Source organism: Nocardia sp. NPDC004573 (assembly GCF_053602135.1).
This window is the reverse complement of sequence record NZ_JBSGDA010000011.1, coordinates 13,325-35,143: the sequence shown is the minus strand read 5'-3', so window position 1 is coordinate 35,143 and position 21,819 is coordinate 13,325. Positions and strand designations below refer to the sequence as shown.

Genomic DNA, 21,819 nt, shown 5'->3' with positions numbered 1-21,819 from the left:
CGATGGCCGACACCGACGAGCTACGCCGCTATCTGAAGAAGACCGCGAAGGAGCTCTACGAGACCAAACAACACCTGCGCGAACTCACCGATCGGACGCGGGAGCCCATCGCCATCGTCGGAATGGCCTGCCGGTACCCCGGCGGCGTCCGTTCCGCCGAGGACCTGTGGCGCGTCGCCGCCGACGGCGTGGACGCCGTCGGCGGGTACCCCTCCGACCGCGGCTGGGACCTGGAGCGGTTGTTCGACCCCGATCCGGACGTCCCGGGGACGGTCTACACCAGGGAGGGCGGCTTCCTCGACAGCGTGGCCGATTTCGACGCGGGCTTCTTCGGCATCAGCCCGCGCGAGGCCGCCGCGATGGACCCCCAGCAGCGCCTCATGCTCGAGGCGGCGTGGGAGGCGCTGGAAGACGCCGGCATCGACCCGCTGTCGCTGCGCGGTAGCGACACCGGCGTGTTCGCCGGGGTGGCCCACCAGAACTACGGGCCCCGCGTCGGCTCCCCGGATATCACGGCGGAAACGGAGGGCCATGCCTATCTGGGCGTTTCCAACAGCGTGCTGTCGGGCCGGATCGCCTACACCCTCGGGCTGGAGGGGCCTGCCGTCTCGATCGACACGGCCTGCTCGTCGTCGCTGGTCGCCCTGCATCTCGCGTGCCGCGCGCTGCGCAACGGCGACGCCACCCTCGCCCTGGCGGGCGGGGTCACCGTGATGTCGGATCCGTCGCTGCTCATCGCGTTCGCGCGGCAGCGCGCCCTCTCACCCGACGGCCGTTGCCGGGCATTCGCGGCGGCGGCCGACGGTACGGGTTTCTCCGAGGGACTCGGCGTGCTGGTGCTCGAACGGCTCTCCGACGCACGGCGGCACGGGCACACGGTCTTGGCGGTCGTCCGCGGCAGCGCGATCAACCAGGACGGCGCCAGCAACGGGCTGACCGCGCCGAACGGACGGTCGCAGGAAGCCGTGATCGGGCAGGCGTTGCGCGACGCCGGCTTGGCGCCCGCCGACGTCGACGTGGTGGAAGCGCACGGTACGGGTACGATGCTGGGCGATCCGATCGAGGCCAGGGCCCTGATCGCCGCCTACGGCGCTCGGGAGACCGAGGCGCCCTTGCGGCTGGGCTCGCTGAAATCCAACATCGGTCACACCTCGGCCGCGGCGGGCGTCGGGGGCGTGATCAAGATGGTGCAGGCCATGCGGCACGAGATGCTGCCGAAGACCTTGCACATCGACGCGCCCACTCCCCATGTGGACTGGTCGGCGGGTACTGTGCGGCTGCTGCGGGAGAGCGAGCCGTGGCCCACCGGTGCCAGGGTCCGGCGCGCGGGCGTGTCGTCGTTCGGCGCCAGCGGCACCAACGCCCACGTCGTCCTCGAGGAAGCTCCCGCCGATCCGGCCACCGAGGCGGAGTCCGCTCCCGCCGCTCCCGTAGCGACGAATCATGCCTCGCCGCAAGCGATTCCGTTGCTGTTGTCGGCGGGTTCCGGCGCCGCGCTGCGGGAACAGGCGGACCGCTTGCGGCGCTGGATGACCGACGCCCCGGAGACGGATCCGCGCGATGTCGCGCATTCGCTGCTGACCTCCCGTGCCCGGCTGGAGTGGCGCGGCGCGGTCGTCGGTGGTGAGCGGGACGACCTTCTGGCCGGTTTGGCGGCCCTCGCCGAGGGGCGTTCCGCGCCGGGCGTGGCCGAGGGCCGCGCGCGCTCGGGCCGCACGGCGTTCCTGTTCACCGGTCAGGGCGCGCAGCGCGCCGGAATGGGGCGGGAACTGTCCGCGGCGTTCCCGGTGTTCGCGGCGGAACTGGACCGGGTGTGCGCCGAATTCGATCCGCTGCTCGGACGTTCGCTGAAGGACCTCATGCACGCCGAGGCGCCGGACGGCGACGGCGCGCCGGGACCGCTGGATCGGACGGAGTACACCCAGCCCGCGCTGTTCGCCTTCGAGGTGGCGCTGTACCGGCTCGTCGAATCGTTCGGTGTGACACCGGACGTGCTGCTCGGCCATTCCATCGGTGAACTGGCGGCGGCGTATGTCGCCGGAGTGTGGTCGCTGCCCGACGCGTGTGCGCTGGTGGCGGCACGCGGCCGGCTCATGGGCGGCCTGCCGGCGGGCGGTGCGATGCTGGCGGTGGCGGTGCCGGAAGAGGAGGCGTCGGCCGCACTCGACGGGTACCACGGCCGGGTCTCCGTGGCGGCGGTGAACGGGCCGTCGTCGGTGGTGCTGTCCGGTGACGCCGACGCTGTCGCCGAGATCGAGCGGCTCTTCGGCGACCGAGGTCGCCGGACGAACCGCCTGCGCGTCAGCCACGCCTTCCATTCGGCGCGGATGGATCCGATGCTGGCGGAGTTCCGGGCCGTGGCTTCCGGTGTCACCTACCGGCGGCCGACGATACCTGTCGTCTCCAATGTCTCGGGCGCACCGGCAGGCGACGAACTGACCGATCCCGAGTACTGGGTCCGTCAGGTCCGGGCGGCGGTGCGGTTCGCGCCGGGAGTGCGGACGCTGGCCGCGAGTGGCGTGGTGCGATTCCTCGAGGTCGGTCCCGATGCGGTGCTGGCCGCGATGACCCGGGAATGTCTCACCGAACAACCCGATATCGAGGCACGCTGCACGGTGGTCGCCGCCGCGCGGCGTGGCGCGGACGAGGCCGGGCAGCTCACCGCTTTCCTGGCCGCCGCGCACGTCGCGGGCGTCGAAGTGGACTGGCGGCCGCTGTTCGCCGACCGTCCGCCGTGCCGAGTGCCGTTGCCCACCTACGCTTTCCAACGCCGGCGGTACTGGTTGCCGCCGACCGACGGAATCGGCGATGTGGGCCGCGCCGGTCTGACCGCGATGGACCACCCGATGCTCGGCGCGGCGCTGGCCCTGGCCGGTACCGACCAGTGGCTGTTCACCGGCCGCCTGTCCACGGTGTCGCAGCCGTGGCTGGCCGACCACACGGTGTTCGGCACGGTGCTGTTGCCGGGTACCGCGTTCGTGGAGTTCGCGCTGGCGGTCGGCGCGCGACTGGACGCGGCGACGGTCGAGGAACTGATCCTGGAAGCGCCGCTGCGGCTGGACCAGGGAACCGAGGTCGATCTCCAGATCAGCGTCGAATCGCCCGACGACGCGGGGCGCAGGCGCTTCGTCATCGCCTCGCGGACCGTAGGTGACCGGACCGCCGGTTCCACGCACGCACGCGGTGTGCTCGCGCCCGCCACGGAAGGCGCGGGGGCGCCCGGTGGTACGGACGAACTGTCCCCGGATGAGGACGCGACGACCGGGGACGCGCTGTACGACCAACTGGCCGCGCGCGGCTTGGATTACGGACCCGCGTTCCAGGGCGTGCGCCGCTTGTGGCGCCGCGACGACGCCGTGCTGGCCGAAGTGCGCCTCGGCGAGACGATCTCGGACGCCTCGCGTTTCGGTGTGCATCCCGCACTCTTGGATGCCGCCCTGCACGCCGCTGTCGACGTATTGGCCGCCGATTCGCCCCCGCACCATGCGCCGCTGCCGTTCTCCTTCACCGGCGTGCGTTTGTATCGCGGTGGCGCGAGCGGGGCGCGGGCGCTGATCCGGCCCATGGGCGCGGACGGAGTGCGAGTCGAGTTGCGCGACGAGACGGACGCGTTGCTGGTCACGATCGACGCGCTGCAGGCGCGGCCGGTCGACAGCGACGCGGTGCGCGACACACGCTCGGCCGCACCCCACGATCTCTACGACGTGCAGTGGGTCGCAGTGACCGGTGCGCCCTCCGGCGCGGTGCGGCTGGCCGCGGTCGGCGGGCCAGCGCAATCCGCTTTCGACGAACACCATTCGGAAATGGCCGCGTTGACAGCGGCCGCCGGCACTTCGAACGCCCGGCAGGCCGACGCGGTGGTGTGGTTCGCGGAATCCGGACCCGGGCACACCGACAGCGCCGAGGCCGACAGGGTGCGCCGCAGCGTGAACACCGCGCTGGCGACGGTGCAGTCCTGGTTGCGGCTGCCCGAGTCCGGTGATACCCGGCTGGTCGTGGTGACCCGCGACGGCGCAGGACGGCACGGCGAGGATCCGGACCTGGCGGCCGCGGCGACCTGGGGACTGTTGCGCAGCGCGCAATCGGAGCATCCCGGCCGGATCGTCCTGCTCGACGCCGAGCGTGACGCGGTCGTCGGGCCCGAGCTGGTCTCGGCGGCCCTCGCGACCGACGAGCCGCAGTTGGCCGCGCGCGGGGGCGAATTGCTCGCGCCCCGGCTCACCCGGCGCGGCGAGGTGACCGGCGCGCCCGTCACCCTGGGCTCGGGCGCGGTATTGATCACCGGCGGCACGGGCGGATTGGGCGCTCTGGTGGCCCGGCACTTGGCCGCGACGCATGGTGTGCGGGACCTCGTATTGGTGTCGCGCCGCGGCGAACAGGCCGACGGTGTGGGCGAACTGGTGTCCGAGCTGACCGGACTCGGCGCTCGGCCGCGGGTGCTGGCCTGCGACGTCGCCGACCGCGCCGCGGTGCGTGCCCTGCTCGACCGGTTGGCCGACGGTCCGGAACTGACCGCCGTGGTCCATGCCGCGGGCGTCTTGGACGACGCGACGCTCGACGCTCTCACCCCCGACCGGATCGACCGGGTTTTCGCGCCGAAAGTCGACGCCGCCCTCCACTTGGACGAACTCACCCGGGACCGGAACCTGTCGGCGTTCGTTCTCTTCTCGTCGATCGCCGCCGTTCTCGGCTCGGCGGGCCAGGGCAACTACGCCGCCGCGAACTCGGTGCTGGACGCGCTGGCCCGCCGCCGCGTCGCGGCGGGCCTGCCCGCGGTCTCGGTGGCCTGGGGCCCGTGGAACCAGAGCGGCGGGATGACCGCCGACCTCGGTCGCTCCGGTCTGGAACGGTTGTCCCGCATGGGTTTGCGGCCACTGACCGAGTCCGGCGGGCTCGCGTTGTTCGACCGAGCCGTCGGCGCGGGCACGTCGCTGGTCGCCGCCGTGGATTTCGACACCGCGGCATTGTCCGCGCAGGCCCGTGCAGGGTTGCTGCCGCCGCCGCTGCGTTCGCTGGTAGCGGTGCCGCGCCGCGCCGCCGGTGGCGGCGGCGATCTGGCGGAGCGGCTCGCGTCGGCGCCGCCGGACCGGCACGACGAGATCGTGCTGGAATTCGTGCGCAGGCAGGTCGCCGAGGTATTGGGCCACGCCACGAGCGATACGATCGAGGCCGACAAACCGTTCAGCGAGCTGGGTTTCGACTCGTTGGGCGCGGTGGACCTGCGCAACCGCCTCACCAAGGCCACCGGTCTGCGGCTCCCGTCGACCCTCGCCTTCGATCACCCCACGTCGGCGGCCGTCGCTCGGCTGCTGCGTTCCCGGATCGAGGGCGCCGGGCCGGGCGTCCGCCGCGCGCAGCAGCGCACGCGAGCGGATGAACCGATCGCGATCGTCGGCATGGCCTGCCGGTACCCCGGCGGAGTCACGTCTGCGGACGAACTCTGGGATCTGGTGGCCTCGGGTACGGATGCCATCAGTGAGTTTCCGGCCGATCGCGGATGGGATCTGGATCGCTTGATCCATCCGGATCCCGAACATCCGGGAACCTCGTATGTCAAAGAGGGCGGGTTCTTGACGGACGCGGCCGAATTCGACGCCGGATTCTTCGGAATCGGCCCGCGGGAGGCCAACGCGATGGACCCGCAGCAGCGTTTGCTGCTGGAGGTGTCGTGGGAAGCGCTCGAGCACGCCGGTATCGATCCGATGTCGCTGCGGGGCACCGACACCGGTGTCTACACAGGTGTGATGTATCAGGACTACGAGGTCTTGACCCGCAAAGCCGGTCCCGAGGCCGAAGGCTATGTGGGGACCGGCTCGGCGGCGAGTGTGGTCTCGGGGCGCATCGCGTATTCGCTCGGCCTGGAAGGCCCCGCGATGACGGTGGACACCGCGTGCTCGTCCTCGCTGGTGGCGCTGCACGTGGCGTGCCGGGCGCTGCGGCAGGGGGAGAGTTCGCTCGCCCTGGTGGGCGGTGCGACGGTGATGGCCACGCCCACGGTGTTCGTGGAGTTCTCCCGCCAGCGGGGTCTGGCCGCGGACGGGCGGTGCAAATCGTTCTCGGCCGCCGCCGATGGGGTGGCCTGGGCGGAGGGCGCGGCCGTCCTGGTGGTCGAACGGCTCTCGGACGCACGGCGACTCGGCCACACCGTGCTCGCCGTGGTACGCGGCAGCGCGGTGAACCAGGACGGCGCCAGCAACGGCCTCACCGCACCGAACGGCCCGTCGCAGGAGCGGGTCATCGCGGCGGCGCTGGCCGATGCCGGGCTCGGCCCGTCGGACGTGGATGCCGTGGAAGCGCACGGGACCGGAACGACCTTGGGTGACCCGATCGAGGCACAGGCGTTGCTCGCCACCTACGGACAGGGCCGTCCGGAAGGCCCGCTGCGCGTCGGATCGCTCAAATCCAATATCGGTCACACCCAGGCGGCGGCCGGTGTCGGCGGCGTGATCAAGATGGTGCAGGCCATGCGCCACGAGGTGCTGCCGAGAACCCTGCATGCGGACGAACTATCCCCGCACGTGGACTGGGCGGCCGGATCGGTGCGGGTGCTGACCGACGCCGAGCCGTGGACCGCAGGCAGCCGGGTACGGCGCGCGGGGGTGTCGTCGTTCGGCATCAGCGGCACGAACGCGCATGTGATCCTGGAGGAAGCGCCGCCGTCCGCGCGCGTCGAGCGTCCGGCGGCGGACGCCGATCCGGTCGCAGGTGGCCCGGTGCCGCTCGTGGTCTCCGCGAAGACTTCCGAAGCCCTGCGCGGTCAGGCCGAACGCTTGCACTCCTGGCTGACCGGTGCGCCGGAGATCGACTCGCGGGAGGTGGCGCGTGCGCTGCTCGACTCGCGCGCGCTCCTGGATCGCCGCGGCGTGGTGGTCGGACGCGATCGGCAGGAACTGCTCGCCGGGCTGGCCGCGCTGGCGGCGGGCGCGGCGTCGCCGCACGCGGTCGAGGCACACGCGGTGCCGGGTGCCACGGCCTTCCTGTTCACCGGCGGCGGCGCGCAGCGCGTCGGCATGGGCGCGGACCTGTACCGGGCGTTCCCGGTCTTCGCGACCGCGCTGGACGAAGTCTGCGCGGAGTTCGACCGGCATCTGGGAGGGTCGCTGCGGGAGGTGATGTTCACCGACCCGGCCGGGGTGCTGGACCGGATGGACTGGATGCAGCCCGCGTTGTTCGCGTTCGAGGTGGCGATGTTCCGGCTGCTGGAGTCCTACGGTCTCGTGCCGGATGTGCTGGCGGGTCACTCGCTCGGCGAACTCGTCGCGGCGTACGTGTCCGGCGTCTGGTCGCTCGCCGACGCCTGTGTCCTGGTGGCGGCGCGAGGACGGTTGATGGGAGCAGCGCCCGCCGGTGGGGCGATGCTGGCGGCCGCGGTGTCGGAGACGGAAGCGGAGGAACTGCTGACCGGCCTCGGTGACCGGCTCGCGATCGGCGCGCTGAACGGCCCGGAATCGGTGGTGTTCTCGGGGTACGCCGATGCCGTCGGCGAGATGCAGCGGCGGCTGACCGAGGCGGGACGCAAGAACACCCTGCTGCGGATCTCGCACGCGTCCCATTCGATGCTGATGGAGCCTGTGCTGGAGGACTTCCGTGCGGTGGCCGAGGGGTTGACCTATCGCAAGCCCGCGGTGCCGATCGTGTCGAACGTCTCCGGCGCGCAGGCCGGTGACGAGGTGTGCGATCCGGGCTATTGGGTGGCGCAGGTGCGTAGCTGTGTGCGATTCGCTCCCGGCGTGCGCAGTCTCCTCGACGCCGGGGCGCGCCGTTTCGTCGAGGTCGGGCCGGACGCCGCGCTCACCGCGATGACCGGGGAGTGCCTGGCCGAACGTCCGGACGCGGCGGCGAAGTCCCTGGTGCTGGCGTCGTCGCGGCGGTCGGCCGACGAGGTGAGCCAGTTCGTCACCCTCCTCGCCCAGTCCTACGCGGCAGGCGTACCGGTGCGCCTGCGGTCGCTGCTGCCCGCGGCAGGCGCACCGGTGACGCTGCCGACGTACGCGTTCCAGCGCCGCCGCTACTGGGTGCAGCCCGCTCCCGAGAGCGCGACGGGGTCGTTCGGGCATCCGCTGCTGACCAGCGCGGTGCCGCTGGCCGGGAAGGACGAATGGTTGTTCACCGGCCGGTGCTCCATGCGTACCCAGCCTTGGATCGGCGACCACGCGGTGTTCGGCTCGGTGTTGCTGCCCGGGATGGCCTTCGCGGAGATGGCCCTGGCCGCCGGCGCGCATCTGGGCACCGGCGTGGTCGAGGAACTCTTGCTGCAAGCTCCCCTCCTGCTGAGCGCGGGCGTCGAGATCGATGTGCAGCTGAGTGCCGGTGTGCGGGATCAGGAGGGGCGGCGCAGTTTCGCCGTCCATTCCCGCCCGGCGGACCGGGACGCGTCCGACGCGGACGCGTGGGTGCAGCACGCGAGCGGTGTCTTGACCACGACCGACGACGAACCCGCCCCGGTGTGGGACGAACGAGTCTGGCCGCCTTCCGATGCGACGCCGTCGGACGGGTCGCTCTACGACCGGCTGGCGGAGCGCGGCTTCGACTACGGTCCTGGGTTCCAGGGCGTGACCGCGCTGTGGTCGCGCGGCGGGCAGACTTTCGCCGAAGTGTCCCTCGACGAATCCGTCGCCGTCGCGGCGTCCCCGTTCGGGATCCATCCGGCGCTGCTGGACGCCTGCCTGCACGCGGCGCTCGGCGATCTGCTCGACGCCCTGCCCGCCGGGCAGGTGCCGTTGCCCTTCTCGTTCGCCGGTGTGCGGTTGTGGCGGTCCGGATCCACCGCCGTACGCGTTCGCGTCGTCCGCGCGGCCGAGGGACAGATCGCGATCGACATCGCCGACGAGACCGGCTCGCCCGTGGCGCGTATCGATGCGGTCTCCGCACGTCCGATCGCGGCCGACGCCTTGGGCCCCGTGGCTGCGGAGCGTCGCGCGGCGCCCCTGCAGCTGCGCTGGACGCGCGCGGAGCTGCCCGCGCTGCGCGCCGTGCCCGATCGCGTGGCGACGCTGGGACGGGCACGGGTCTCCGGCGTCGACCGCCGCTACGCCGATGTCACCGAACTGCTTGCGGCCGACCCGATTCCGGAAGTGGTCGTGTGGTCGCCCGGTGACGGACCCACGGGCTCGGTGGATCCGGGGGCCGTGCGGCACGCGACCCGCACGGCATGGGAGTTGTTGCGGTCCTGGCTGTCGAGCGAGCGGCTGGCGGACACCCGGCTCGTGGTGGCGACCCGCCGGGCGGCGGGCCTGCCCGGCGAGCCGATCGATCTGGCCGCCGCGGCGGTGACCGGTCTGGTCCGCAGCGCGCAGTCGGAACAACCGGGCCGCATCGTGCTCCTGGACCACGACGAGGACCTGGACGCGCAGACGGTGCTCGGCGTGATCGAATCCGGGCACGCCCACGTGGCGGTCCGCAGGGGAGAGCTCCAGCTTCCGCGCCTGGCCTTTGCCGACGCGCCCGAAAAAAGCTCTGGTACGGGACTTTTCGGCGACGGAACGGTGCTGGTCACCGGTGGGACCAGCGGATTGGGCGCGCTGCTCGCCCGCCACCTGGTCACCGCCCACGGCGTCCGGCATCTGCTGCTGGTGTCGCGCCGCGGCGCGAGCGCCGACGGAGTCGCGGAACTGGTCGCCGAGCTGGACGGGCTGGGCGCGCGCACTCGGGTCGCCGCGTGTGACGTGGCCGATCGCGCCGGTCTGGCCGCCGTGCTGGAGTCGATCGGGGACGAGCACCCGCTGAGCGCGGTGATCCATTCCGCGGGTTTGATCGATGACGCCACCATCGAGACGCTGACCGAACGACAGCTCGATCGGGTGCTCGCGCCCAAAGTCGACGGCGCACTGCACCTGCACGAGCTCACCCAGGGCCAGGAACTGGCCGCGTTCGTAGTGTTCTCCTCCGCGGCGGCGATTCTCGGATCGCCCGGACAGGGGAACTACGCGGCCGCGAACGCGTTCCTCGACGGGCTCGCGCACGCCCGCCGCGCACAGGGGCTGCCCGCCTTGTCGGTCGCCTGGGGGCTGTGGAACCAGGGCACGGGCATGACCGCCGAGATGGACCGCGCCACGCTGGCGCGGCTGCAGCGCATGGGTCTGCGGATCCTCGGTGACGCGGACGGGACGGCGCTGTTCGACGCGGCGCTCGCCACGGACGCGGCGATGGTCGCCTGCGTCGCGTTCGACCAGCCCGCCCTGGCGGCGCAGGCCCGTGCCGGACTGCTGCCCGAGGTGCTGAGCGGCCTGGTGCCCACCCGTGCGCGGCGAGTCGCGGCCACGCGCGCGTCCGGCGGTCTGCTGGCCGACCGGCTCGCCGCGGCACCGGAGGACGAACGTGACGCGCTGGTGCTCGAATTCGTCCGCGAACACGCCGCGGCGGTGCTGGGATACCGGTCCGCGGCCGCCATCGACCCCGAAACACCGTTCAACGAGATGGGTTTCGATTCACTGGGCGGCGTCGAGCTGCGGAACCGGCTGTCGGAGGGCACGGGGACGCGCCTGCCCTCGACCCTGGTGTTCAACTACCCGACGGTGAGCGCGGTGGCGAAATTGCTGCGGTCGCACTGGGAGGCGACCGCGACCACCTCGGCGATCGACGACCAGCTCGCCGCGCTCACCGCGTTGTTCGCGACGCTGCCGTCCGCGGAGGACAAGGCCCGGCTGGCCGAACGGATCCGCGCGGCGCTGACCGACGCCGTGGACGAACCCGAACCCGAACCCGAGCCCGCCGCTGCGCAGGGCCGGGACGCCGTGGCGGCGGCCGCCACCGCGGACGAACTGTTCGCCCTCATCGACCAGCAGATCTCCGGAAAGTAGAGGAAAGCTCATGACACACAACGACGTGTCGACGATCGCGGTGACCGATGGCGTGCGCTCGCTGCACCTGGAGTGGGACGATCCCGGTATCGCCGTGCTCGGCATGATCCAGCTCTCGCGCGACGAACTCGTCGAGCGCATCCGCACCGGCGCCCTGCCGCTGCCGCCCCTGGCCAAACTGCTCAATATCGAGGTGGTCGACGCCGAGCCGGGGCGGATGACCTTGAGCCTCACCCCCGACGAGCGGCATGTCAACTTCCTCGGCGTGGTCGGCGGTGGTGTCGTCGGCACGGTGCTCGACGTCGCGATGTGGGGTGCGGTCCAGCTGTCGGTGGACGACAAGTCCATGCTCACGACCGTGAGCATGACCTCCAATCTGGTGCGTGGAGTCTCACACAACCAGGGTGCGTTGCAGGCGATAGCGGAGGCGGTGCACGTCGGCCGCACCACGGCCACCGCCGAGAGCCGCCTCGTCGACGCCCACGGCAAGGTCTACGCGACCGCCACCGCGACCTTCGTGCGAATGGGCGGCGGAAAAGGGTGACCGCCGGTGGGCCCGGGGATCGAGTCCCCGGGCCCACCGCAGTCCGCGATCAGAGTTCGGCCGCCAGCTGGGTGCCCTGCTGGATGGCGCGTTTGGCGTCGAGTTCCTTCGCCTCGTCGGCTCCGCCGATGACATGCACGCGCAGGCCCAGGGATTCGAGCTTCTCGCCCAGGTCGCGAACCGATTCCTGGCCCGCGCACACCACCACGTTGTCGACTTCGATCACCCGGCGGCCCTGCCGTTGCGGGCCGAAACTGATGTGCAGCCCACGATCATCGATTCGCTCATAGTTGACTCCGCCGATCTGCTCGACGCCGCGCGCCTCCAAAGCGGCGCGATGGATCCAGCCGGTCGTCTTCCCGAGAGTCAGTCCGAAGGGCCCCGACTTGCGCTGCAACAGCGTGACTTCCCGGATTCCCGGGGCGGGCCTGCGGGTCCGCAACTGGCCGGGAGCGTGGATGTCATCGGTGACACCCCACTCGTCGCGCCATTGGTCGAGCGGGAGCGTCCCCTGATGACCCGCGGTGAGGAACTCGCCGACGTCGAATCCGATTCCGCCCGCGCCGATGACGGCCACCCGGTCCCCGACGGGCTTCTCCCGCCGGATCAGTTCCGGATACGACAGCACCATCGGGTGATCGATTCCCGGGATGTCGGGAACGCGGGGACGCACACCGGTGGCCAGCACCACGTCGTCCCAGTCGCCGGCCGCGAGCTGTCCGGCGGTGACGCGGGCGTTCAAATGAACGGTGACGCCGGTGAGTTCCAGTTTGCGCCGGTAGTACCGGATCGTCTCGTCGAACTCCTCCTTGCCGGGAATGCGGCGGGCGAGGTCGAACTGACCGCCGATCCGATCCTCGGCTTCGAAGAGCTCCACCTGGTGCCCGCGCTCGGCCAGCCCGATCGCGGCCGACAGCCCGGCCGGACCGGCGCCGACGACCGCCACCCGCTTGGCCCGCCTGGTGGGCAGTAGTTGCAGCAGCGTCTCGTGGCACGCGCGGGGGTTCACCAGGCAGGACACCGTCTGCCGGGTGAAGGTGTGGTCCAGGCAGGCTTGGTTGCAGGCGATGCAGGTGTTGATCTCGTCCACGCGGGATCCGGCGGCCTTGTTCACCCACTCCGGGTCGGCCAGCAACGGCCGCGCCAGCGAGATGAGGTCCGCTTCACCCCGCTCCAGAATCTGTTCGGCGACCTCGGGCATGTTGATCCGGTTCGACGCGCACACCGGAATGGAGATGTGCTCTTTGAGCGCCGCGGTGTATCCGACGAACGCGGCCCGCGGCACCGAGGTGACGATCGTCGGCACCCGCGACTCGTGCCAGCCGATATCGGTATTGATGACGTCGACCCCGGCGGCTTCCAATTCCTTGGCCAAGTCGATGATCTCCGCGTAGGTCTGCCCGTCCTCGACGAATTCGGCCAGCGACATCCGGAACATGATGAGCAGGTCGTCGCCTGCGGCGGCCCTGGTCCGGGCGGCGACCTCGACCGGGAACCGCCGCCGGTTCTCCGCCGATCCGCCCCACCGATCGGTGCGGGTGTTGGTGCGCGGCGCGAGGAACTGGTTGATCAGGAACCCTTCGCCGCCCATGATCTCGACACCGTCGTAACCGGCCAGCTGCGCCAGCTGCGCGCAGCGCACGTGATCGGCGATCGTGGTCTCGATCTCCTGCTCGGTGAACGCCCGCGGCTCGAACGCGGTGAGTGGTGAGGCCACCGCCGAGGGAGCCAGATTGGTGGGGATGTTCGAATCGCGGCCCCCGTGCAGGATCTGCAAGGCGATCTTGCCACCCGCCTCGTGGACGGCCTCGGTGATCACGCGGTGCCGCTCCGCGTCGGTCTCGTCCAGCATGGCGCACGCGAACGGCCACAGCCATCCGTCGCGGCTGGGGGAGTATCCGCCGGTGACGATCAGTCCCACCCCGCCGCGTGCGCGTTCGGCGAAGAACGCCGCCAGTCGGTCGATGTGCCAGGCCCGGTCCTCCAGGCCGGTATGCATGGAGCCCATCACGACTCGGTTGCGCAGTCGCACCCTTCCCAGCTCGATCGGCGACAGCAAATGCGGAAAGGCGGAACTCATGGGATGAACCTAACGGCAGCTACCCGCCTCCGCAATCGCTGGCGGCCCATGCCATCAGCGGTGCACTGCTGGAGTCGGCTCCACTGTGGGCCGAGGGCGACAAGTCGGCAACTCGCGCCTATCGCGTGTGCCCGCGACCGACCTCGTCGACGAACCCGGGAACAACCTTGTCGCGGCGATCGGGCCCGCGTCGTTCCCAGCACCGGGATGGCGCATATTGACAGCGATCCTCGGCGCACCTAAGTTGACCAGCCTTACCCGAAGTGTGAAACACGTTGTGCGCGAACAGGAGCCATGCATGCTGGTATCCGGTTCGACGCGCAGGTCCTTCTTGCGTGCGGTGGGTTCCGGCGCGGCGGCCCTTTCCGCCGCGGCTTGCACCGGATTCGCCACCAGTGGCAGCGGTGGCATGGTCTTCTTGTCCACGCAGTTCCGTCCCGCCGACGAGGCCGAGCGGTTCCGTGGTCTGCTCGCGGCCGCCGCACCGGGCGTCGGATACGTGACCATCGAGGAGAGCCCGTTCGAGACCCAGGTGCGCAGCCAGGTCGACGCGGGCGCGGCCCGGATCGGCCTGCTCGGGGGCCTGCACGGCGATCTCGCGCCGCTCGCCGACGGCTACCTGCAGGACCTCACCGGCCTGCTCGCCGACCTCGGTTCCCGTGGCTGGCCCGCCGCCTACCTGGAGCTGGCCAGGGTGGGCACCGACCGCACGTGGTACATCCCGTGGGCCACGGCCAGTTACGTCCTCGCCGCGCACGCGGACGCGCTCGAACACCTGCCGCCCGGTGTCGATGCCGCGTCGCTGTCCTATGACCAGTTCCTCGACTGGGCGATCGCCGCGCGCCGCGCCAATGGCAATCGCCCCGTGCTCGGCCTGCCCGCCGGTCCCAAGGGCCTGCTGCACCGGTTCGTGCAGGGCTTCCTGCTGCCCTCGTTCACCGGCGGCCAGATCACCACCTTCCGTTCGAACGAGGCCGTGACGGCGTGGCAGTATCTGCGTGAGCTGTGGGCGAACTGCGCCCCGTCCAGCACGAACTTCGACTTCATGCAGGAGCCTTTGGACAGCGGCGAAGTGCGGCTGGCGTGGGATCACGTCGTGCGCCTGGTCCACGCGCCCGAGCGCGACCCGCGCAACTGGCGGATGCTTCCCGCACCGCGCGGCTCGCACGGCCTCGGCTACATGGCCGTCCTGGCCGGACTCGCACTTCCGAAGGACGGTCCGGATCCCGAGCTGGCGCAGCGGACGATCAGCACGCTCACCCGCCCGGAGACCCAGCTGCGGCTGCTGCGTTCCAACGGGTTCTTCCCCGCGATCGATACGGCGATCCCGGACGATCTGCCGCCGGCCATCCGGCTCGAGGCCGAGGCGGTGCGCAGGCAGCAGGAGGCGCCCGGCGCCATCCTCTCCTTGCCGCCGGTCGGGCTCGGCCGGCGCGAAGGGGAGGTGAGCAAGGTCTTCAAAGACAGCTTCCGCTCGATCGTCCTCGACCGCGCCGATATTCGCGCCACGCTGGACCAGCAGGCCCGGATACTGCAAGGCATCCTCGACGACCTGAAAGTGCCGTGCTGGACTCCCGACCCGGCCGCCGACCTCTGCCGGGTGGGGTAGCCGTGAGGTCGAGACCGCGCTCCCCGTGGATCCTGCTGCTGCCGTCGATCGTCCTGATGACGGCGCTGTTCGGCTGGCCGCTCGTGCAGGGCGTGCTCGCGGCGTTCCGCGGCGACGACGGATTCACCCTCGCCCACTGGGACCGGCTGTTCGACGATCCGTACCTCTTCACCGCCCTGCGCAACACGCTGCTGTTGATCGTGATCGTCGTGCCGGTCCAGCTCGTCCTCGCCGTCGGCATGGCGCTGCTCATACAGGCCCGGCCGCGGTTCGCGGGCGGGCACTTCTACCTGTGGTGCCTGCCGCTGGCGATCTCCGAACTGGCCGCGGGCCTGGTCTGGCTGGCCATCTTCGACAACCGCGGCTACCTGAACTCGCTGCTGGTCGGCATCGGGCTCTGCGACGACGGCGTGCAGTGGCTCGGCTACCAGAATCCGGGCACGATGCTGCTGGCCGTGGTGGTCGCCGAGATCTGGCGCGCGACCTCGCTGGTGTTCGTGATCGTGGTGGCGGGCGTGCAGATGATCCCGCGCGACTACGACGAGGCCGCGCAGGTGTTCGGCGCGAATCTCTGGCAGCGGCTGCGGCACGTGACGCTGCCGCTGCTGGGGCCGAGTCTGCAGGTGGCGCTGATCCTACGGACGATCCTGGCGTTGCAAGCTTTCGCCGTAGCGCAGGCGTTGACCGGACGGGATTTCCCGCTGCTGGTCGGCGAGACCTACGAGTGGTACGCGAACCTGCAGAATCCGGCGGTCGCCAGCGCCGTCTCGCTGATCGTGCTGGCGATCTCGCTCGCCACCGCGGTGTTCTACCTGCGGGCGGTCCGGCAGCCGGAGCAGGCCCGATGAGCCACGATCGTGCGGCGCCCGCCGCGGCGCGGGGCTGCGGGCACGCGCCCAGGAGGCGAGGAGCGCGATGAACCGAACCGACGCGCCGACGCGGCGCGTGCTGCCACCGATCGATCGCGCACCACTGCGCAGGCGTCGCAGGCGCGCCGTGGGGGTGCAGCTCGCCTGCATCGCCGTGAGCCTGTTCATGGCGCTGCCGATCGTTCTCATCGGGCTCGCCGCGGTGTCCTCGAGGGAAGCGCTCAACGAGTTCCCGAAGCCGCTCGTGCCGAAGGAGTTCTCCACCGAGACCCTGGTCTCGTTCTTCCGCGCCACGGGGACCGTCGCGGCCTTGGGCAACTCGGTGCTGGTCGGCCTCTACACGGTGTTCTGGTCCCTGGTGATCGGCGCGCCCGCGGGATATGCGCTGGCCCGTCATGCTTTCCGGGGCAAGGACACCTTTCAGGTCTTCATCCTGTTCGTGCGCGCGCTGCCCATCGTGGTGCTCTCGGTGCCGCTGGCCACGATGTTCCTGCGGATCGATGTGTACGACACGGTGTTCGCCGTGACATTGGTGCACACCACGCTCGCGCTGCCGACCACCGTACTCATCACGGCCAGCATCTTCGTCGCGGTGCCCCCGGATCTGGAGGAGGCGGCGCGGGTCTTCGGGTGCAGCCGGTGGCAGGCGGCGCGCCGGGTGGTGGTGCCGCTCGCACTGCCGGGGCTGGCCGCGTCGTCGATCTTCACCTTCGTCCTGTCCTGGAACGAGATCCTCGGCGCGACGATCGTGACGCTCGGGCACCGCACCTTGCCCGCGCAGGTGCTGACGGCGCTGGACGAGGCGTCTACCGCCTACCGCTTCGCGGGCGGTTTCGCGCTGATCATCCCGGCGCTGGCGTTCATCTTCGTGATGCGACGCTACCTGGTGAACATGTGGGGGACGACGCTGCGATGACAGGGGTTCGCTGATGGCTGAGGTGGTGGTCCGGGATCTGGTGAAAACCTATCCCGGCGGCACGGCACGTGCCACCGACGAGGTGTCGCTGGAGATCGCCGACGGCGAGTTCATGGTGCTGCTCGGGCCGTCCGGCTGCGGCAAGACGACGCTGCTGCGCATGATCGCCGGGTTGGAGCTGCCGGACTCGGGACAGATCGTGATCGGCGGCAAGGACGTCACCTATCTGGAGCCGCGACGGCGCAACCTGTCGATGGTGTTCCAGTCCTACGCCGTGTTCCCCAACAAGAAGGTCGCCGACAACATCGGCTTCGGTCTGCGCGTGCACGGCGTGCCACCCGACGAGATCCGTCGCAAAGTCGCCTGGGCGGCAGAGCTTTTGCAGCTGACGCCGTACCTGGACCGCTATCCGGCGCGGTTGTCGGGTGGGCAGCGCCAGCGTGTCGCGGTGGCGCGGGCGATCGTGATGGACGCCGACGTGCTGCTCATGGACGAGCCGCTGTCCAACCTGGACGCGCTGCTGCGGCTGTCGTTCCGAGCCGAGCTGAAAAGGCTTGTCGCAGAACTCGGCACCACGACCGTCTACGTCACCCACGACCAGGTCGAGGCGCTGTCGCTGGGCGACCGGGTCGCGGTGCTGCGTGACGGCGCGATCGTCCAGTGCGGCCCGCCCACCGAGGTCTACGACGACCCGGCGACGGAATTCGTCGGCGGATTCCTCGGCAGTCCACCGATGAATTTCCTTACCGGCACGGTTTCCGCCGCGGAGAACGGACCGCGCATCGACCTGGGCGGGCAATCGCTCGCCGTGCCCGCGGCACTGTCCTCGTTCGCGGGCCGCACGATCCGTCTCGGCGTCCGCCCCGAGGCCATCGTGGTGGACCGCGGACCCGCGGACGCGACCGTGCGGGGCGAACTCGAAGTGCTCGAGCCACTCGGCTCGTCCACCCTGCTCACCACCCGCGTCAGCGGGCAGACGGTGAAAGTGCAAGCGCCGCCCGGCTTCCGCGCCGCCGAGGGAGCGGCCACGAGCCTGCACCTGCCGCCCGAGGCGTGCCGCTGGTACGACCCGGAGACCGGGTTGCTCTTGACGGTCGACTGATCGGGGGGACATCCGCGCTGGTCGGTGCTGCTCAACGTCCGCCTTCGGCGCGCAATTGCGCGTCATCGATCAGCGCCCGTGCTTGCCGGATGACCGCGAACAACTCGAAGCGGCGGGTGTGATCGGCGACCTGGATCTGTAACTCGTCCTCGAGTCGTTCCACCCGCCAGCGGATCCGGTCGATCACGACGAGGTCGGCGGCGCGATCGAGCTGCTGCAATTCTTCGAGAACCTCGTCGAGACGGTCCTGCACACTGCGCATTGCGCACGTTCTTTCTGGTAGGCGACTCTGCCGGTAAGAATCGTCAACAGGGTGGACGAGCATCGGAATGCGGGGTTGCGGGCAGCGCAATGTCGGATTTCCAGATAGTTACGCCCGGCCGGCGCGGACAGCGGTGGCGACGTCGCCACCCGCTGCCCCGGCGCTGGGCGTCAGCGGAAGGCGTCCGCGTGGGCGGTGGCCCACTGCCCGAAGGTGCGCGGCGCGCGGCCGATGATCTCTTCCACCGTGGGGCGGACGATGGATTCGTCGATCGCCCCGTGGACGTAGAAGTCGAAGAAGGCGTTCACGTACTCGACGGGGGTGGTCCGCAGCATGTCGGCGTGGGCCTCCTCGTCGGTGAGGCCATGGCAGGTGAGGGCGCGGCCGGTGACTTCGGCCAGGATCGCCACCTGCTCGGCGGGCGTGAGCGGCTCCGGCCCGGTAGGCCAGAGGATTTCGCCGTGATGGCCGCTGTCGCGCAGCACGGCGGCGGCGACCGCGCCGAGGTCCTGCGGATCGAGAGCGGCCGTGCGGACCTCGGGGAACGGTGCGCGGATCACGTCTCCGTCGCGAAGCTGGGGAAGCCAGCGCAGAGCGTTGGAGGCGAAGGCGCACGGGCGCAGAATGGTCCACGCGGCACCGCATTCGGTGGCCTCCTGCTCGGAGGCCATCATGTATCGGGTGATGGCGTTGGAGGTGTCACCGGTAGCGGCGGAAACGCCGGAGAGTTGCACGATGTGCTCGACGCCCGCCTTCGCGGCCGCCTGTGCGACCCCTGGATAACCCGGTAGCAGGAACACCGCGCGCACACCGTCGAAACTCAGGGTCTCGGGCGATGTCAGATCGCCCGCCACGGCTGGCACGCCTGGAGGCACGACGGCCTGCTCGGGATCGCGCACCAGCGCGCGCACCGGTTCTCCCGTGGTGGCCAGGGCCTGCACAACTTCCGCGCCGACATTGCCGGTCGCTCCTGTCACGAGGATCATTTCGCCGATCTTTGCAGTACCGGGGCGGTTTCGCCCGCCCGTTGCAGCTTCCTGCAGCACACTGTGCAGCCTCTGCCTTTGCCGCTGGGAATCACCCCGTGAGGTGTGCGGCTATGCCATCGAGCAGTTTGCCCAGCCCGAACTCGAAAACGCCTTCCGCGACGTCGCCTGGGTCCCGGTGGTCGGGGGGACCTGCGGAGAGCATGGCCAGCAAGGCAGGGTAACGCTCGGGCTGCCCGTACTGATGGATCATCGCCGGGTCGAGGACCGGGCCGACGTGCCCGGCCGCGTCGCGGCCTCGGGTCGGATCGATCGCCAGACGGGCGGCGCCGCCGACGAAAGCGGTGATGGACAGGGTGATCTCGAAGATGCCGTGCGGTGGGAGTCCGGCCTCGATGAGCGCACTCATCGCGGCCTCGCCCCACGCGGCCTCGTTCGGGCCCATGCAGCGATTGCTGGTGCCGACCGCCAGCACCCACGGATGACGAAGGTACAGCTCCCGGGTGCGACGCGCCCAGAGTTCGAGTGCCGCGCGCCAGTCGCCCCGCGGCAGGTCGGGTGGTTCGGACATGGTCGCGTCGAGCATCAGGGCGACGAGTTCGTCCTTGCCCGGCACGTATCGATACAGCGACATGGTGGCCGCGCCCAGCTCCTTGGCGACCCGCTGCATCGACAGTGCGCCGACGCCTTCCGCGTCCGCGACGGCCATGGCCGCGCCGACGATCCGGTCCAGGCTCAGTGCCGGCCGGGGGCCGCGGCCGGACCGGCGACCGCCGGCCCACAGCAACTGCGCCACCGGCGGCAGTTCATCAGCCATGTTCGCTCCTAGCGTCTAATTGCGTATGGACTACGCAATGCGTATAGGATACGCAGTACTTCGTCGTCTCCGATGTCCGGGGTGGTTCACCATGGCAGTTCCTGCCAGATCTTCGAATTCCGTCGTGTCCGAACCGAACCGACCACGGTGGTGGCAGCGTCCCTGGGTGGGGCCACTGCTGGTGCTCACGTTCGCGTTCGTCGCCTTCTCTCTGCCGCCGAACAACTCCCGTAACTCCGGCCGGTCGGCGGCCTCGAATCGGCGAATCTCCATCTGCGTCATCTTGCCGGCGCCGAAGCGGTCTCCGGCCGCGTCACAGCGTCCGGGCGAAGTGTGCGGCGACGGTGTCGACCGCTACGGTGACCTGCGGCTCCTGGTCGTAGAAGTCGAATTGGGTGCCCGGAGTCCAGACGATGTCCTTGGGTCCGGCCAGCCCGTCGTGGAAGCGGCGCGCTCCGTCGGGGATCGCGGCCTGCTCGCTGTGCGCGAGCACCGTGGGCTGGGTGATCTTCGGCGCCAGCGCGATCGCGTCGTAGGTGAGCCAGTCGACCCAGGACATGACGGCGAACCGGTTGGGTTAGGCGGGAATTCCGCCACGGGCGGGGTTGAGATAGAAGTCGATGTCGTAGGGCATGGCCGCGTGCTCGTCGGTGGCTCTGACCACCGGCACGTAGTCGATCACGCCTGTCTCCTCGAATCGTGACCGCGCTCGCTCGCCGAGCGCGATTCTGGCGGCCACCTCCTCGGCTCCACCGTAGGCTTGTGCGCAGATGTCCGCGTCGTGCAGCCAAGGCGCCACCAGTGCGAGCGACTTCACCCGTGCGTCCCCGGCCGCGTCGGCGGACATGTACATCGCCGCCGCGCAGATTCCCAGCGCGCCCAGTCGCGTGGCGTCGACGGCTGGGTGCGCGGCCAGGAAGGACACCGCGTTGTGGATGTCGCGGACCTTCCGCTCCGGTGATTCGACATCCCGCGGTTCGCCCGCCGATTCGCCGAAGCCGGTGAAATCGAACGACAGCGCCGCGTAACCGTGTGCGGCCAACCGCTCGGCGTATCGGTCGGCCATCAACTCCTTGACGCTGGTCCAGGTCCCGGCCACCGCCACGCCGGGCGCCGGGCCCGGGCCCGGCGGCAGGTACAGGTTGCCGACGAGTCGTACTCCGGCACTGTCGAATTCGACCTTCATAACCTCGATCTCTCTTCGTAGCGTTTCGAATCGGCTCCCACCGGCACACCGGCGGCGGCGAGAACCCTCACGGCAGCGCTCGGTTGCCGTCGCCCCATAGCGCCGTCATCGGACTGGCACGACCGCACCGGACACCGGGTCGTGTTCTGGGAAAAGGTGTCCAACACCGCCGTCGCGCGACAGCTCACCGTGGCCGCCATGGCACAACGGTTTCCGAGCACGGGATTGCTGCTGCGCGAACACTTCGGATCCGGCTACCTGTCCGTCGCGATCACCTTCCATCACGGCAGCGTCCGCGCCGGGCTCGCCGTGCCCGCGCCGTCGGCGGACTTCGTCGACACCGTGCTCGACCAACCCGGCCTCGGGACCTACCTGCTCGATCTACGGACCGCTCCCGCGGGCGCGGTTCAGCAGTGGCTGCATCGACCCGGGAAACTCCGCCTCGTCATCGAAACCTACGACCCCACCCACGACACCGATCACCACATCACCGGCGCCGGCCTGGGTGAGTGGTTCGACATCGTTCTGCGCATCCGAACCATCACTCCGACGCACTCGTTCGCCGCTGAACGGTAGCCTCACCCGGGGTCTTCGCGCATCGGCATGCGGGTGCGTCGGGCGTGCCCATCCGCCCCATAGGGTTGTGGCC

The 21,819-nt window shown here is 70.4% G+C and carries 13 protein-coding genes; 7 read left to right on the top strand and 6 right to left on the bottom strand.

Features of this window, described 5'->3' with window-relative positions:
- Nucleotides 1–2 precede the first annotated feature (2 nt).
- Nucleotides 3–10,799 carry an SDR family NAD(P)-dependent oxidoreductase gene (locus ACWEKR_RS19000; RefSeq protein ID WP_452355576.1) on the top strand — a complete coding sequence of 3,599 codons (10,797 nt, stop codon included), beginning with the start codon at nt 3–5 and terminating at the stop codon, nt 10,797–10,799.
- Nucleotides 10,800–10,809: 10 nt separating this feature from the next.
- Nucleotides 10,810–11,343 (top strand): PaaI family thioesterase, encoded by a 534-nt coding sequence (locus ACWEKR_RS18995; protein ID WP_452355575.1) that lies wholly within the window; start codon nt 10,810–10,812, stop codon nt 11,341–11,343.
- A gap of 49 nt (nt 11,344–11,392) precedes the next feature.
- Here the strand turns inward: ACWEKR_RS18995 and ACWEKR_RS18990 are convergent, their stop codons facing one another.
- Nucleotides 11,393–13,423, bottom strand: coding sequence for an FAD-dependent oxidoreductase (locus ACWEKR_RS18990; protein ID WP_452355574.1), 2,031 nt, complete (start codon nt 13,421–13,423; stop codon nt 11,393–11,395).
- Between the two features lie 298 nt (nt 13,424–13,721).
- Between ACWEKR_RS18990 and ACWEKR_RS18985 the strand changes: the two genes are divergently transcribed.
- From ACWEKR_RS18985 to ACWEKR_RS18970, 4 genes are all read left to right on the top strand, one after another.
- Complete coding sequence (locus ACWEKR_RS18985; RefSeq protein WP_452355573.1) at nt 13,722–15,032, top strand: extracellular solute-binding protein; 1,311 nt, start codon at nt 13,722–13,724, stop codon at nt 15,030–15,032.
- Between the two features lie 2 nt (nt 15,033–15,034).
- The gene (locus ACWEKR_RS18980; protein ID WP_452355572.1) at nt 15,035–15,880 is read left to right on the top strand and encodes a carbohydrate ABC transporter permease; all 846 of its coding nucleotides are present in this window, start codon (nt 15,035–15,037) and stop codon (nt 15,878–15,880) included.
- Nucleotides 15,881–15,947: 67 nt separating this feature from the next.
- Nucleotides 15,948–16,817: a carbohydrate ABC transporter permease gene (locus tag ACWEKR_RS18975; RefSeq protein ID WP_452355571.1), complete on the top strand. Its 870-nt coding sequence runs from the start codon at nt 15,948–15,950 to the stop codon at nt 16,815–16,817.
- Nucleotides 16,818–16,830: 13 nt separating this feature from the next.
- Nucleotides 16,831–17,919, top strand: coding sequence for an ABC transporter ATP-binding protein (locus ACWEKR_RS18970; RefSeq protein WP_452355570.1), 1,089 nt, complete (start codon nt 16,831–16,833; stop codon nt 17,917–17,919).
- Nucleotides 17,920–17,950: 31 nt separating this feature from the next.
- Here ACWEKR_RS18970 and ACWEKR_RS18965 read toward each other — a convergent pair whose 3' ends face one another.
- The 5 genes from ACWEKR_RS18965 to ACWEKR_RS18945 form a co-directional block, all read right to left on the bottom strand.
- A complete protein-coding gene (locus ACWEKR_RS18965) occupies nt 17,951–18,181 on the bottom strand; it encodes a hypothetical protein (RefSeq protein ID WP_452355569.1) in 231 nt (76 codons plus the stop codon).
- A gap of 170 nt (nt 18,182–18,351) precedes the next feature.
- Nucleotides 18,352–19,167, bottom strand: coding sequence for an NmrA family NAD(P)-binding protein (locus ACWEKR_RS18960; protein WP_452355568.1), 816 nt, complete (start codon nt 19,165–19,167; stop codon nt 18,352–18,354).
- 91 nt (nt 19,168–19,258) lie between these two features.
- A complete protein-coding gene (locus tag ACWEKR_RS18955; protein WP_452355567.1) occupies nt 19,259–19,984 on the bottom strand; it encodes a TetR/AcrR family transcriptional regulator in 726 nt (241 codons plus the stop codon).
- A 313-nt stretch (nt 19,985–20,297) separates the two neighbouring features.
- The gene (locus ACWEKR_RS18950) at nt 20,298–20,543 is read right to left on the bottom strand and encodes a hypothetical protein (protein WP_452355566.1); all 246 of its coding nucleotides are present in this window, start codon (nt 20,541–20,543) and stop codon (nt 20,298–20,300) included.
- 18 nt (nt 20,544–20,561) lie between these two features.
- A complete protein-coding gene (locus ACWEKR_RS18945) occupies nt 20,562–21,170 on the bottom strand; it encodes an alpha/beta hydrolase (protein WP_452355565.1) in 609 nt (202 codons plus the stop codon).
- A gap of 96 nt (nt 21,171–21,266) precedes the next feature.
- On the opposite strand from ACWEKR_RS18945, the gene ACWEKR_RS18940 reads away from it, so the two are divergent.
- Nucleotides 21,267–21,746 carry an erythromycin esterase family protein gene (locus tag ACWEKR_RS18940; RefSeq protein WP_452355695.1) on the top strand — a complete coding sequence of 160 codons (480 nt, stop codon included), beginning with the start codon at nt 21,267–21,269 and terminating at the stop codon, nt 21,744–21,746.
- Nucleotides 21,747–21,819: the final 73 nt, after the last annotated feature.